Source organism: Sphingomicrobium nitratireducens (genome assembly GCF_026157035.1).
In the GTDB taxonomy this organism is placed as follows: domain Bacteria; phylum Pseudomonadota; class Alphaproteobacteria; order Sphingomonadales; family Sphingomonadaceae; genus Sphingomicrobium; species Sphingomicrobium nitratireducens.
The window spans coordinates 1,760,226-1,774,552 of record NZ_JANJZA010000001.1 but is presented as its reverse complement, the minus strand read 5'-3'; the positions used below and the strand labels follow the sequence as shown (position 1 = coordinate 1,774,552).

The 14,327-nt window shown below is 67.8% G+C and carries 13 protein-coding genes; 10 read left to right on the top strand and 3 right to left on the bottom strand.

Annotation, left to right across the window (positions count from 1 at the left end):
* The first annotated feature begins 162 nt into the window (after positions 1-162).
* From NNY25_RS09120 to NNY25_RS09095, 6 genes are all read left to right on the top strand, one after another.
* Positions 163-1,029 carry an OmpA family protein gene (locus NNY25_RS09120; RefSeq protein ID WP_265571044.1) on the top strand — a complete coding sequence of 289 codons (867 nt, stop codon included), beginning with the start codon at positions 163-165 and terminating at the stop codon, positions 1,027-1,029.
* A gap of 146 nt (positions 1,030-1,175) precedes the next feature.
* The gene (locus NNY25_RS09115; RefSeq protein ID WP_265571043.1) at positions 1,176-1,856 is read left to right on the top strand and encodes a spermidine synthase family protein; all 681 of its coding nucleotides are present in this window, start codon (positions 1,176-1,178) and stop codon (positions 1,854-1,856) included.
* Between the two features lie 212 nt (positions 1,857-2,068).
* On the top strand, positions 2,069-3,496 hold the full coding sequence (locus tag NNY25_RS09110; protein ID WP_265571042.1) for a TolC family protein: 1,428 nt from the start codon (positions 2,069-2,071) through the stop codon (positions 3,494-3,496).
* On the top strand, positions 3,493-4,494 hold the full coding sequence (locus NNY25_RS09105) for an HlyD family secretion protein (RefSeq protein ID WP_265571041.1): 1,002 nt from the start codon (positions 3,493-3,495) through the stop codon (positions 4,492-4,494). Before NNY25_RS09110 ends, NNY25_RS09105 begins: the two co-directional genes overlap by 4 nt.
* A complete protein-coding gene (locus tag NNY25_RS09100) occupies positions 4,491-5,594 on the top strand; it encodes an ABC transporter permease (protein ID WP_265571040.1) in 1,104 nt (367 codons plus the stop codon). The genes NNY25_RS09105 and NNY25_RS09100 overlap by 4 nt, the downstream gene beginning before the upstream one ends.
* Positions 5,591-6,667 carry an ABC transporter permease gene (locus NNY25_RS09095; RefSeq protein WP_265571039.1) on the top strand — a complete coding sequence of 359 codons (1,077 nt, stop codon included), beginning with the start codon at positions 5,591-5,593 and terminating at the stop codon, positions 6,665-6,667. The genes NNY25_RS09100 and NNY25_RS09095 overlap by 4 nt, the downstream gene beginning before the upstream one ends.
* Before the next feature lie 58 nt (positions 6,668-6,725).
* Here NNY25_RS09095 and NNY25_RS09090 read toward each other — a convergent pair whose 3' ends face one another.
* Positions 6,726-9,176 (bottom strand): TonB-dependent receptor, encoded by a 2,451-nt coding sequence (locus NNY25_RS09090; protein ID WP_338112487.1) that lies wholly within the window; start codon positions 9,174-9,176, stop codon positions 6,726-6,728.
* Between the two features lie 302 nt (positions 9,177-9,478).
* The gene (locus NNY25_RS09085) at positions 9,479-9,766 is read right to left on the bottom strand and encodes a GNAT family N-acetyltransferase (protein WP_265571038.1); all 288 of its coding nucleotides are present in this window, start codon (positions 9,764-9,766) and stop codon (positions 9,479-9,481) included.
* 88 nt (positions 9,767-9,854) lie between these two features.
* Between NNY25_RS09085 and NNY25_RS09080 the strand changes: the two genes are divergently transcribed.
* Entirely contained in the window at positions 9,855-10,604 is a 750-nt protein-coding gene (locus NNY25_RS09080; protein WP_265571037.1) for an SIMPL domain-containing protein, read from the top strand.
* Here the strand turns inward: NNY25_RS09080 and NNY25_RS09075 are convergent.
* Positions 10,601-11,245 (bottom strand): queuosine precursor transporter, encoded by a 645-nt coding sequence (locus NNY25_RS09075; protein WP_265571036.1) that lies wholly within the window; start codon positions 11,243-11,245, stop codon positions 10,601-10,603. The two genes, NNY25_RS09080 and NNY25_RS09075, sit on opposite strands and share 4 nt — an antisense overlap.
* Positions 11,246-11,364: 119 nt before the next feature.
* Between NNY25_RS09075 and NNY25_RS09070 the strand changes: the two genes are divergently transcribed.
* Genes NNY25_RS09070 through NNY25_RS09060 form a run of 3 tightly spaced genes read left to right on the top strand, consistent with a single transcriptional unit; the run spans position 11,365 to position 14,280 of the window.
* Positions 11,365-12,351, top strand: coding sequence for an adenosine kinase (locus NNY25_RS09070; RefSeq protein WP_265571035.1), 987 nt, complete (start codon positions 11,365-11,367; stop codon positions 12,349-12,351).
* A gap of 2 nt (positions 12,352-12,353) precedes the next feature.
* Positions 12,354-12,923: an LOG family protein gene (locus NNY25_RS09065; protein ID WP_420854356.1), complete on the top strand. Its 570-nt coding sequence runs from the start codon at positions 12,354-12,356 to the stop codon at positions 12,921-12,923.
* Positions 12,924-12,954: 31 nt separating this feature from the next.
* The gene (locus tag NNY25_RS09060; RefSeq protein WP_265571033.1) at positions 12,955-14,280 is read left to right on the top strand and encodes a NupC/NupG family nucleoside CNT transporter; all 1,326 of its coding nucleotides are present in this window, start codon (positions 12,955-12,957) and stop codon (positions 14,278-14,280) included.
* Positions 14,281-14,327 lie beyond the last annotated feature (47 nt).

The following is a 14,327-nucleotide window of genomic DNA, read 5'->3' as shown; positions in this document are numbered from 1 at the left end:
TAACGGCGGCTAAACCGGTCATGGGATCGTTCATCTGGCAGCAAGGTTTTGGTAAACAGTCGGGCGACCAAACGGGGTTGTATCCGTGTCGCCCACGCGGCACGACAGGCATTCGAAGGAGCGAAGTTAGTGAACAGTTTCAATCGATTTACGGCATCCTTGATGTTGGCTGCAGCGGCCATTCCGGCCAGTGCGCTTGCGCAACAGGCTGCGGAAATAGATTCGGTCACCGTGGAAGGCCAGCTTCCGGCAACGCTGGAAGGCCTGCCCGCAGGACCCGAGGTCAAGGGCTTCATCGCCGCGCGCCGCGCCGGGCAGATGAAGATCACCGGCGAAGATGGTACCAGCACGTCGGTCCTCGTCGCGCCGACCACCGAGATCCGCTCCAGCGGCGGTTTCCTCGGGCTGGGCGGTGACAAGCTGACGGCGGACTCGCTGCTCAACGGGCTTCCGGTCAAGGTCAAGACGGTGCAGTGGGGCGGTGGCCTCATCGCGACGAACGTCAAGCTCTCGGACAAGGACCTCGAGACCGCGCTGATGATCCGCAACGGGACGGCGCAGCGCTTCGGCGAGAATGAAGCCGCCATTGCCGAGAACGCGGCGGCGACCGAGGCCCTGCGCAGCCGCTTCGGCGACATCGACCAGTACAACGTCAAGAGCACGACCAACATCTATTTCGACACGGGCAAGTGGTCCGTCTCGAGCCAGGACGTGTCCCGGCTGTGCGCCGCGGCGGACGAGGCCAACGCGATGGACAACGCACTGTTGCTCGTCGTCGGATACACCGATTCCGTCGGCGACGAGGACTACAACCAGGTGCTGAGCGAGCGTCGCGCAGGCAAGGTCGTCAACACCCTGCAGCAGAAGTGCGGCTGGGCGCCGTACCGCATGCTGACCCCCACCGGGATGGCCGAGTCCGACCCGGCGGCGGACAATTCGACCGCGCAGGGCAGGGCAGAGAACCGCCGCGTCACGGTCAATGTCCTGGTCAGCAAGGCCCTCGACGAGATGGGCCAGAGCGCGTTTTAAAATTCGACCGATCTCCGGCGGTACCCGGCTCAGGGTGCCGCCGGACTATTCGATGCGCTCGTGATCGGGCCGTCGCGTGCCACCCTCCTAATCTCGCGCGCTTCCTGCACGCTCGACAAATCCGTCGGCGGGGTTAGGAGGGCGCCATGGTGCCCCGCGAAATCCTCGCCATCGCCCGGATCCCCGGCGGAGACGAGCTGACGCTTGTTCGTCACGGGCAGGATTTCAGCGTCATGCTCGGGGCCGACGAGTTGATGGGCACCCGCAAGCAGTTCTCCGAAGAGCAGCTCGCCGTCCTGACGATCGAGCGTCTCGACGCCCCGCGCCCGCGTCTCCTCATCGGCGGCTACGGCCTCGGGTTCACCTATCGCGCCGCCCTGGACCGGCTGCCCGAGGGCGGGCACGTGACGGTGGCCGAGCTCGTGCCGGAAATCCTCGACTGGGCACGCGGCCCGATGGCGCATCTCACCGGCGACAGCCTTGAGGATCCGCGCGGCGAGGTGGTCATCGCCGATGTCGCGGCGCCGATCGACGAGGCGGCGTGCGGCGCCGGCCCGCGCTGGGACGCGATCCTCCTCGACGTCGACAACGGCCCCGACGGCATCGTGCGCGACGAGAATGACCGCCTCTATTCGCGCGACGGCCTCGACAGGGCGAAGCGGGCGCTCAATCCCGGCGGCATCCTCGCCGTCTGGTCCGCTGCCCCCGACCCCGCCTTCACGCGCCGACTGCGCGATGCCGGCATGGCGGTCGACACCCGGACCGTCCGGGCCCGCCCCAACAACAAGGGCGCGCAGCACACGATCTGGTTCGCGGCGAAGCGGTAGCGCCCGCGCACGATCGATCCGGAAAGCCCTCGAAAAACTCGTCATTCGCGCCATTTTTCGGCGGAACGCTTCACGCGCATGCGTGTTGAAGGCGCGGGGAGCCCCGTGATCGTATCGCCAGGCTGACGGTTCCTGCCGCCACTGAGAAGGACCCGACGGGCTCGATGACGACGTCATTGCCATTGAAATGCATCGCCTTTTGCACCGCGGTCATGCTCGCGGCCCCCGCAGGTGCGCAGGAGGCAATCAGCTGGGCGCAGGCCGAGCGGCTCCAGGCGGCATCGGCGCCGCTCGCCGCCGCCGCCGACCACGAGGCCAATGCCGCCGAGCTGACCGCGCGCTCGCTCGACACGCTGCGCCGTCCCAGCGTGACGCTTTCGGCGCAGGCGGTCGCGTACGAGAAGACGTTGTCGGTCGACCTTTCCGGCGTTCGCGAGCGGACGGCCGACCGCTTCGGCCCCTATCTCGACGGACTGCCGGGCCAGTTTCCGAGCGACCTCCAGGGAATCGCAGCGCAGGTCGCAAGCCGCATCGACGCGGCGCTGCCCGGCCTCCTGGGGGCCATCCCCGACACGCTCGACTACGAGGCGAATGGCACGCTCTTTCGTCCCTCGGTAAGCGCGTTCATGCCGCTCTACATGGGCGGCGCAATCCCGGCGCTGCAGGACGGGGCAGGGGCCGCCGCGCGTGCCGCGCGGGCCCGCGCCGATGCCGCGCGCAACCTCGGGAGGGTTGATCTCGCACGTATCTATTTCGGGCAGAGCCTCGCCGAAGGGCTCGAAGCGGCGGCGCGCGACCAGCTCGAGGCGATGGAAAAACACCTCTCCGACACCGAGGCTTTCTATCGCGCGGGCGTGCTGCCGCGCCGCCGGGTGCTCGAGGTGACGGTCGTGCGCGATGCCGCCGCGCGCAATCTAGAGCGCGCCAGCCTCGACCGCACGCGGGCCGAGGCAGCGCTCGCGCGGGTGCTCGGCACCGAGGGCGGGATCGAGGCGAGCACGCCCCTGTTCGTCCACAGCAGTCCGCTGGCGAGCGCCGAGACCTATGCGAGTGCCGCGACTGCACACCATCCGCGCGTGCGCGAAGCCGAGGCGCTGCGCGGCGTGGCGGAGGCGGGCGTCCGGCTGGCGCGCGCGCGATCTCTCCCGCAGGCCTATGCGTTCGGCAATTACGGGATCGACGGGACCGACAGCGGTCCGACCGAGCCGGATTGGATCGCGGGCGTGGGCGTGCGCTGGTCGCTGCTCTCCCCCGTGTCGCGCTCCAAGACCGAGGCGGCAGCGCGCGAGCGCGAGGCGGCGGCGATCGCGGGCGAAGAGGCCGCAAGGCGCGCGATCGAGACCGAAATCGCGGATGCCTGGGCACTGGCCGAGGCGGCGCGGCGCAGCTTCCTGTCGCTCGAGAGCTCGCTCGCCGCTGCCGAGGAGAATGCGCGCGTCGCCGCGATCGCCTACCGCGAGGGCGAGGGGACCGCGAGCGACCTGCTCGATGCGCGCGCCGCGCTGACCACCGCGCGCACGCAGCGGCTCGCGGCGGCCTACGAATATGACGTCGCGCTCGCCGTGCTGATGGCCGCGAGTGGAACGATGGACCAATATGGCGACGCGATCGCGCGCGCCGACAAGAGGATCGCACCGTGAGCGAAGAGATTTCCCTATCGCCCGAGAAACGGCGCCTCGCGCTGATCGCGTTCGGGCTGGTCGCGCTTGTGCTGGCGGTCGGTCTGTGGCTCGCCGGGCGACCGTCCGACCCGCCGCTCCAGGGCGAAGTCGAGGTGCGCGAGGTCAATGTCGCCGCCAAGATCGCGGGCACTGCGGGCGCGCCGCAAGTCGAGGAAGGCGACGCGGTGAAGAAGGGCCAGCTGCTGCTGGTGATCGAGGCCCCGCTGGTGGGCGCGGCGCAACAGCAGAGCGCGGCGCTGCTCGAGACGGCCGAAGCGCTCCAGGCGATGGCGCGCGAGGGGCTGCGGCCCGAGGACATCGCCTCGTTGCGCGCGGTGGCCGAGGCGGCGGACGCGCAGGCGGAACTGGCGCGCGTGTCGGCGCGGCGTGCCGAAACGCTTTATGCGCAAGGGGTGATCGCCGCGCAGCGCCGCGACGAGGCGCGCGCCTTCGCCACCAGCACGAGCGCCAACGCGCGCGCCGCCAATCTCCAGTATCGCAAGGCCCTCCAGGGCGCACGCGAGGAGACTCGCCGCGCCGCCGATGCGCAGGTCGCGCTGGCGGGCGGGGGCGAGCAGGCGACCGACGCCCTCGCGCGGGACCGCGAGATCGCCTCGCCGATCGACGGGCAGGTCGCGCGGCGACTGGTCGAGGACGGCGAGGTCGTAGCGCCCGCCATCCCGCTGTTCCAGATCGTCGACCTCGACCATCCGTGGGTGCGCCTGTCGGTACGCGAGAGCCGCTTGCCGGCGCTGGAGGCGGGGTCGGTGCTTCGCGGAGACATTCCCGCGCTCGGGCTCGAGGGCGTGCCGTTCAGGATCAAGAGCGTGTCGGCGCTGGGCGAGTTCGCGACGAGCCGCGCAACGCGCCAGTCATCGGGCTTCGACGAGCGCAGCTTCGAGGTGCATCTCGAACCGGGCAAGCCGATCAAGGGGCTGCGGCCCGGGATGAGCGTGTTGTTCGACCCCGAGGGATGAGCGCCTTCTCCACCGCGTTTGATCGTGAGGTCGCGCATATTGCGCGCGACCGGTGGGACCGCGCGTTGCTGCTCGTGATGCCGCTCGTGCTCTTGGGGCTGATGGCGGCGATGCTGCTGGCAGGGTCGCCGCGCGAATTGCCGGTGGCAGTGGTTGCCCCCGACGAACCGGCAGCGCGCGCGATGGTGCGGGCGATCGACGAGACCGACGCGGTGCGCGTCGTCGCGCGTCCCGCCAGCGAGGCGGAGGCACTGGCGCTGGTGCGCGAGGGACGGATCGTCGCCTTCCTCGAATGGCCGGCGCGTGCGGGCTCGCCGCCGCGGATCAGCTACAACGCGTCCTATCTCTCTGCCGGGGGCATCGCCGAGCGTGGGATCGCGTCGGCGGTGTCGCAGGTCGCGCTGGAACGCGCGCTCGAGGGCGGCGGGGTCGAGGGGCTGGGCGCGCTGCGCGCCAACCCGCCGCGCGTGTCGGTCGCGCTGCTCGGTAATCCGGGCGCGAGCTTCGAATGGTATCTCCAGGCGCTGGTCGACCCGGCGATCCTCCACCTGCTCGTCGCCTGCGCCACCGCGATGGCGATGGGGCGCGAGCTGAAAAACGGGCGGCTGGGCGAGTGGGCGCGCGGCTCGGGGCATCCGGCGGCCACCCTGACCGGCAAGCTGCTGCCCTACGTGCTGATCGTCAGCGCGTGGGGAGCGGCGTGGATGATCTGGATTTCGGGCGTGCGCGGCTGGGCACCGGCGGGAAGCCTCATGCTCGTGTTCGCGGGTCAGGTGCTGCTCTACGCGGCGACCGCGGCGATCTCGGCGCTGCTGGTCGCCGCGACGCGCGAGACCAGCACCGCGCTGGCCGCGAGCGCGGTCTATGCAGGGTCCGCGCTCGCTTATTCGGGCGGCAGCCTGCCGGTCGGCGGCGCGTCTCTGCTCGCGCGCGGGTGGAGCGCGGCCCTGCCCTTCACCCATTATCTCGACCTCCAGATGGATCAGTGGCTCGGGGCGCCGGCCTCGTTGGCGATGGGGCAACTCGGACTGCTGGGCCTTTACGTGCTGGTGCCGGGCGCGCTCGCGGTGGTGCTCCTCAAGCGAAAGCGCGCAGCATGAAGCGGGCGATCGCGGCGATGGCGGATACGCTGCGCGAGATCGCGGGAACACGCGCCTTGTGGTCGACCATGCTGGTCGCGGTCTTGTTCTACGCATTCTACTACCCGGCGCCCTACCGCCACCAGGCGGTGACCGACCTTCCGGTCGCGGTGGTCGACGAGGAAGGCAGCGAGGCGACCCGGCGGATCGTTGCGCGGCTCGACGACACGCGCGAGCTGGCGGTGGTGGCGCGGGTCGCCAACGAGGCGGAAGGGCTGCGGCTGGTGCGCGAGCGCGAGGTCGACGGGGTGCTGCGCCTGTCGAGCGGGCTGACCGACCGGATCGTCACCGGCAGCGGGCAGGGGGGCATCTCGCTCCAGGTCAACGGGGCCTATCTCCTGCGCGCGCAGGCGGTGGCGGGCGCGCTGGAGGCCGTGATCCGCGCCGAAGCGCGCGAGGCGGCCGGGCGGCTGGGCGGTGATTTCGACCTCGAGATCGCGGTGCGTCCGCTGTTCAACACGACGCGCGGCTATGCCGATTATATCTTTCCTGCAGTGTCGGTCGTCATCCTCCAGCAGACGCTGCTGTTCGGGGCGGCGATGCTGGCGGCGCGGCGGCGCGCGGGCGGGCGCGAGGACCGCGATCCCGCCGCGTTCGCGGGGACGCTGGCGGCGCTGACGCTGATCGGGATCGTCGGCGCCCTGTTCTACTTCGGACCGGTCTTCTGGCTGCTCGACATGCCGCGCGGGGGCAATATTCCCGCGCTCCTCGTCGCGGTGCCGCTCTTCTCGTTGTGCGTGGCGGCGCTGGGGCTGGCAATCGGCGGCTGGCTCGACGAGGGCGACCGGGCGATGGAATTGCTGGTGCCGACCTCGCTCCTCGTCTTCTTCCTGAGCGGAGCGGCGTGGCCGGTCGAGATGATGCCGGCCTGGGTGCGCGCGGTCGCCTTCGTCTCGCCTGCGAGCCATGGCGTGCCGCTATTCCTGGGATTGAACCAGATGGGGGCGAGCCTCGTGGAGATGTCGCGGCCGCTCGGCGCGCTGGCGCTGCTCGCGGGCGGAGCGGTGCTGCTGGCGGCACCCAGGCGCAGCTAAAAGGAAAGGGCGCCGCGCTCTCGCGCGACGCCCTTCCTGTTGGTCTGTGACCTGTGGGTTAGATACCCATGCTCAGCGTCAGCGAGACGGTACGCGGGGTACCGATCTGTGCGAACGGCGAACTGTCGGCCGGCGACAGACGCGCGCCGAAGCTGCCGACGTACAGCTTGTCGAACATGTTGACGACGTTCAGCTGAAGGAAGCTGTCCTTCATGCCGTCGACGACGTTGTCGAGGTTGTAACGCACGTGGGCGTCGACCGTGGTGTAGGCCTGGGTCTTCGCCGGGTGACGGCCGGGGTACGGCTCGTTGGTGTCGTAGAGGTAACGACCACCCGTGCGCTTGCCGGTGATGCCGGCCTGCCAGTCACCGAACTTGGTGACGACCGAACCACCGACCATGTGGGTCGGCGCGCCACCCTCGGTCTTGCCCGCGGTCGGGGCGAAGATCGGGTTGCCGAGCTTGTCCTCACCGGTCTGCACGTCGTCCTTGATCTCCGATTCGTACAGCGAACCGAAGGCGTAGAAGGTCAGCTCCTTGATCGGCGCGTAGGCGACCGAGGCATCGACGCCCCACTTGTCGACGCGGCCGAGGTTACGGAAGATACGCTCGTCCAGCTCCGGATCGTACGACACGGCGAAGCGGTTCGAGAACTTGGTGTACCAGCCCGCGAGCTGCGCCTGCACCTTCGACGAGCGGTAACGCATGCCGAGGTCGAACGTGTCGGTGATTTCCGGATCCGGCTTGGCTTCCGCGGTGTCGGCCGGGAAGTAGAAGGCCGAGTAGAGGCTGTCCGTGCTCGGAACCGAGATCGAACGCGCGTAGCTGACGAAGCCCGACAGATTGTTGGTGAAGTCGTAGACCGCACCGACGTTCGGCAGGATGTCGTCATACTTCAGGACGCGACGCTGCGGGCCCTGCGTGTCCGGGTTGAGGGCGGCATATTCCGCCTCGAGAGCCGTGTCGCCCGAGAAGCAGTCAACGTCACCGCTGGCCGATTCCGCGAAGCAGTAGTTCTCGAGATCGCGCTTGAAGAAGGGAGCGCGGGCGCCGACGTTGACCGTCAGGTCGCCGAACTCGCCGCGCCATTCCGCCGCGATCTGGGTGAGGACCGAGTAGCTCTGGCGGTCGCGCTTGCGCAGCGCGTTGCCATAGACGTCGGTCAGGCCGCCGCCGAGGTCGACCGGGAAGACGTTGGTCGGCTCGCCGTTCGCCTCGAGCGTGCCGAATTCGCCGGTCTGGCGGTGGTCGGCATGGTCGTAGGTGAAGCTGACGCGCACGGTGTGGAAGTCGTTGACGTCGTAGCGCAGGCCCGAGATGACCGCGTAGCGGTTGGTGCGGGTCTGCGACGGGGTCAGCAGGTTGACTTCGTCGAGCGTGTCGCCGTCACCGTTGAGGTCGACGCCGAAGTAGGCGGTTTCGTCGAAGCTGCCGGTGAGACCGTCCGAGTTGAGATACTCGTAGGCGCGACGCGTGCCGCCGCCATTGGCCTTCACGAACTGGTAGGACGGGTCGACCGTGAGGACGAGGCCTTCCGCCAGGGTGAAGCGCATGGCGCCACGGATGTTGCCGGTGTCGGCCGGGTTGTAACGACGATCGAACTCGGTGCCGCAGCTGTTCGACTTGTCGGCAACGCCGGCTTCGGCGAAGTCGGTGAGGCACGGATAGTTAATGTCGTACTCGCGCTCGTCGCGGGTCTTCGGGAAACCGCCCGTGACGTCACGATCGTAACGCAGGCCGACCGAACCGAAGAAGTTGTTGCGGATCGAGTTGTAGTTACCCGACACCGAAACGAAATCGCCGTTCATGCCGATCGGCTGGAAGATCTTGGCGTTGTACTGCTCGCGATCGACCTTGCCGTAATTGTTGTACGGGTTGTCGTAGTTGGTCATCGAAGCCGCCGCGTAGGCGCGGGTGCCGAACGAGGTGAACTCGCCCGAATCGACGACCACGAAACCGCGGTAGAAGTTGTCCTCGCCGACCGACTGGACGGTGCGCAGCGAGAATTCCTTGAACGGATCGCGCGAACGGTAGTTGACGGTGCCGCCGACGGCCGAGGCGGTCGGGCTGTCGACGTCGGTGGTGCCGAGGTTGACGTTGACCTGCTCGATCAGTTCGCCGTCGAGCTGCTGCGAGGTGTACACCTCGTAGTTGCCGCTGTCGTTGGTCGGGATACCGTCGAAGGTCACCGAGACGCGGCTGTCCGAGAAGCCGCGGATGATGACTTCACCACCCGAACCGCCATAGGCGTCGTTCGAGGTGAAGCTGACGCCCGGGACGAGGTTCGCGGCGTCGAGCGGGGTCTGGCCCGGCTGCTGACGGGCGAGGACTTCCTGCTCGAGGACCTGCTTCGGCTTGGTGGTGTCGGGAATCTTGAAACCGTCGACGTCCTGCGAACGCGCGCCGGTGACGACGATGGTTTCTTCGAAGTCGACCGAACCGGTCGACTGGGCGAAGGCGGCGGACGGCATGATGACGGCCGTCGAAGCCAGAAGGATGATTTTCTTCACTGTAAACCCCAATTGGTGAAAGGTAACCCGCTCTCATTCAGGCACCGGGCCAGCTATCGGGGGTTTGAGACAAGGCCATGACAGGGCCGTGGCGGCCTGCCATCACGCTGCTCGACTGTGAGAAAATTCCCACCCACCCGATCGCTAACTGGCGACCACGCGGGGCCCTTTAAAGGGAAATGTGGCAAAGACAAGGCCGCGCGGGACCAAAGTGGCTGACGGGCCTAGGAAATCCGCTGACACCGATGTCAATTTTTCGCGCACGTTGCGGATGCGCATCACGCTTGCGGGGGCGCAACAACCTAGTCGGCGATCACGTCGCTCCACGCCTCGTGACTGTCCGCGAGCGCCTTGACGAACGGGCAGACCGGAATGACCTTCCATCCTTCCCGGCGCGCATGGGCGATGGCATTTTCGGCGAGTTCGGCACCGACGCCGTGACCGCGCGCCTCGTCGGGGACGAAGGTATGATCGATCATGATCGTGTTCTCGCCCGAGCGCGAATAGGTCATCTCGGCTTCGCGCTCGCTGCCCTCGACATTGGCGTACCAGCGGCCGCGATCGCCGCGCTCTTCGAACCGTATATCCATGGCCTCGACAATGCATGGGCGGCGCGTTGGTGCCGGAACCGGCGCATTTTCGGCGGGTTCATGCAGTTCACGTGAGTAGGAGTTCGCCATGATTTCCCGCAGCCTTGCCGTCCTTGCCGCGCTTGCGGTGTCTTCACCCGCCTTCGCGCAGGTAGAAGCCAGTCTAGCCGAGGCGCGCGAGACGCCTGTCCTGACGCTCCAGGTGTCCGAGGAAGTGACGCGCGAACCCGATATCGTGCGCTTCCAGGTCGGGATCAGCGAGGAGAAGTCGACCGCGCGCGAGGCGCTCAACGCGGCGACGCAGCGCCTGTCGGAACTGGTCGCGACGCTCGAGGCGGCGGGGATCGAGAAGGACGACCTCACCACCAGCAACATCTCGCTGGGCCAGCGTTACGACTATGGCGGGCGTCGTCCGGTCTTCGTCGGCTACACGGGCTCGGCCAGCATGAGCTTCGAGACGACCCTCGACGCGGACATTCCCGCGCTGCTCGACCGGCTGGGCGAGGCCAACGTGTCGTCGGTCAACGGGCCGAGTTTCGACCTCGAGGACCGTCTGTCGCTGCGCGCGGTGGCGAGGAAGCGCGCGCTCGAGCGGGCCGATGCCGAGGCGGCCGAATATGCGCAGCTTCGCGGATTTGCGCGCGCGCGGCTGGTCAGCATTGAGGAAGGCCAGTCGTTCCACAGCGGCGAGGCGATCATCGTCACCGGCTCGCGCGTGATGAACGGTGCACCGCCGCCCCCGCCGCCGCCGGTGCCCGAACGGGGTGGCGGCGCGCTGCTGGGCGCGGAAATCGGCGAACAGGTGACCGTGCGCGTGCTCTACACGCTCGAACGTTAGGCGGCGGGTGCGTCGAGTTTCTTCGCCAGCGCGACCATCAGCGTGATGAGCGGAGGGAAGGCGATCGCGGACAGCACCACCTTGGCGAGCATCTGGCCGAGCATGAGCTCCATGATCGGGAACACGCCGTAGAAGGCGATCGAGATGAAGATGAGGGTGTCGAGCGCCTGACTGATCATGCCGGCGACCGCGGCGCGCAGCCACACGAGCTTGCCTTCCCCGCGCTTCATCTTGTCGAAAATCCACACGTTGAGCATCGTCGAAATGCCGTAGGCGATGATGCCGCCGATCCAGATGCGCGGGGTCGAGGAGAGGATCAGCTCGTAGGCCGACAGGCGCGCGGGATCCATCTCGGCCGCGGCGGGCAGCTGGAGGATGAAGAGCGTCAGCAGCGAGGAGATGACGAGCGGCACGAAGCCGTAGAGGACGAGGCGACGACCGGTGGCGGCACCGAACAGTTCGGTCACCGCCGACGAGGTGACGACCAGCATCAGGAAGGCGAAGATGCCGGCTTCGACCGCGAGCGGGCCGAGCGCGACCTGCTTGTTGGCGAGCACGCCCGCGATGCAGACCATGCCGCCATAGAAAACCGAAAAAGCGAAAAGCGAGCGCGGGATGGCGCGCGAAGTGTCCTCTGCCATGCGCATGGCCTAGCGATTGGGAACGAAAAGCCAAGGCTTTTGATTGACCGCATGGCGAGCAGTGGATAGGGCACCGCGACTTTATCCAGCCAATCCAGTGAGTTTGACCGACAGGGGCCATGGCCGAGACCCGTTTTGATATCGTCGCGATGGGCGACGCCATCGTCGATGTGATCGCGTCGTGCGACGATGCATTCCTCGACACGCACGGCCTGCCGCGCGGCTCGATGCAGCTGATGACGCCCGAGGCGGCGGACCGGCTGTACGACGCGATGGGCATGGCGCGCGAGATGTCGGGCGGGTCGGCCGCCAACTCTATGGCGGGCATAGCCGCGATGGGCGGCAGGAGCGCCTTCATCGGGCAAGTGGCCGAGGACCAGCTGGGCATGATCTTCGAGCATGACATGCACGCGCTCGGCGTCCATTTCGACACGCCGCCGCTGGTGGATGGGCCGCCGACCGGGCGCTGCCTGATCCTCGTCACCCCCGACGGCCAGCGCACGATGAATACCGCGCCCGGCGCGAGCCACGAGCTGACCGCCGACGCGATCTCGCCCGCGCTCATCCGCGACAGCGCGATCCTCTATCTCGAAGGCTATCTGTTCGGCCCCGAGAAGCCGCGCGCGGCGATGATGAAGGCGATCGACTACGCGCACGAGGCGAGCCGCGAGGTCGCGTTCACCCTGTCTGAAAGCGTGTGCATCGCCGGGCGCCGCGGCGCGTTCCAGGACATGATCGACAACAAGGGCGTCGACCTGCTGTTCGCCAACGAGGACGAGCTTCGCCAGCTGACCGGCCACGACGATCTCGACGTCGCGCTGGCGCTGATGGCGGGCAAGGTGCCGACGCTGGTCATCACTAAGGGCGCACAAGGCGCGATGGCGCTCCAGGACGGACATCGCACCGAGATTTCCGCCGCGCCGGTCGAGAAGGTCGTCGACACGACGGGCGCGGGCGACATGTTCGCCGCCGGCTTCCTCGCCGCGCGCGCCAAGGGCAAGCCGGTGCGCCAGTGCCTAGAGACGGGCGCGAAGGCGGCGGCCGAGGTCATCTCGCATTTCGGCGCGCGTCCCGAAGCGAACATGAAGGAGCTGGTCGCGCTATGAGCATTGCCAAGCTGGCCGTCTATTGCGGCTCCAAGCCCGGGGTCGATCCCGCCTACGCCGACGCCGCGGTGCGGCTCGCCGACCTGATGGTCGAACGCGGCATCGACCTCGTCTACGGGGGCGGCAAGCTCGGGCTCATGGGGATCGTTGCCGATCGCATGCTCGAGAAGGGCGGCAAGGTGTTCGGGGTGATCCCGCAGGCGCTGGTCGATGTCGAGGTCGCGCATACCGGCTGCACCGAGCTCTATCCGGTCGCCGACATGCACGAGCGCAAGGCCAAGATGACCGAACTGGCCGACGCCTTCGTCTGCCTGCCGGGCGGGATCGGGACGCTCGACGAGCTGTTCGAGGCGTGGACCTGGAACGCGCTCGGCTATCATTCCAAGCCGTTCTGCCTGTTGAACGTCGGTGCGTTCTGGGACGGGCTCGACGGGTTCATGGACACGGTCATGCGGCAGGGTTTCCTCTCCGAAGACCGGCGCAAGCAGCTGATGCTGGCGGCCAGTCCGGAGGAAGCGTTGAAAAAGCTGGACGAAGCCGCGGCCAACGCGTCAGAAGGCATGGTCTGGTAAGAAGCGCCACCGGGGAGGGGACGCAAATCGCATGAATATCCTGATGAGCCTTGCGGGCATCGCCCTCATCCTTCTTCTCGCATTCCTGCTTTCCACCGACCGCCGGGCGATCCGCCTGCGCGTGGTCGGCGCGGCGTTCGCGCTGCAGGCGTCGATCGCGGCGCTGGTGCTCTACGTGCCGTGGGGCAAGGACGCGCTGCAATGGGCGGCAGGGGGCGTTTCGAACCTGCTCGGCTATGCCGCCGCGGGTACCGCCTTCATCTTCGGCCCGATCGCGACCCCCGAACATGGCGCCAACAGCTTCGCGATCGCCGCGCTGCCGGTAATCGTCTTCTTCGCCGCGCTCATCTCGATCCTCTATTATCTCGGCATCATGCAGCTGATCATCAAATGGATCGGCGGCGGCCTCCAGAAGATCACGGGCATCACCAAGGTCGAGAGCCTGGCCGCGGCGGCCAACATCTTCGTCGGCCAGTCGGAAAGCCCGCTAGTCATCAAGCCCTATCTCGCAAGCCTTGCGCCGAGCCAGCTGTTCACCATCATGAGCGTCGGCATGGCGGGAGTCGCGGGGACGATCCTCGCGGCCTATGCGGCGATGGGGATCGACATCGAGTTCCTGCTCGCGGCCGCCTTCATGTCGGCGCCGGGCGGCATCGTGATGGCCAAGATCATCATGCCCGATCCCAAGTCCGTGCCGATTGAGGAAGGCAGCGCCGCGGCGGTCGCCAAGGAACCAGCAGGTGCGGCCGCGGCAGCCTACAACCGCCAGGACGTCAACAGTCTGCCGGGCGTGCGCGACGTCGAGGAAGTCGACCTGTCCGACCATGGCGACGAGGAAAAACCGGCAAACATCATCATGGCTGCGGCCCAGGGCGCGCAGACCGGCGTCAAGCTGGCGGTCGCGGTGGCGGCGATGGTGCTGGCGTTCGTCGCGCTCGTCGCGCTCGCCAACGGCATCCTCGGCGGGATCGGCGGCTGGTTCGGGATGGAAGACCTCACCTTCCAGAAGATCGTCGGCCTGATCTTCCAGCCGATCATGTGGCTGATCGGCGTGCCGTGGAACGAGGCGCAGGTCGCGGGCGGCCTGTTCGGGACCAAGGTGGTGCTGAACGAATTCGTCGCCTTCATCGACCTCGGCGCGATGGACGGCCTGTCGACGCGCACGGTGGCGATCGTCACCTTCGCGCTGTGCGGCTTCGCCAACTTCTCCTCGATCGCGATTCAGATGGCGGTGACGGGCGGGCTCGCGCCAAACCAGCGCCCGGTGATTGCGAAGCTGGGGCTGCGCGCGCTGGCCGCAGGTTCGCTCGCCAACCTCATGTCGGCGGCGCTCGCGGGACTGCTGCTGAGCTTTTAGCATTTTCTTGAAAGTTTCGGGGCGACACTCGCGCGAGTTCGAACCGG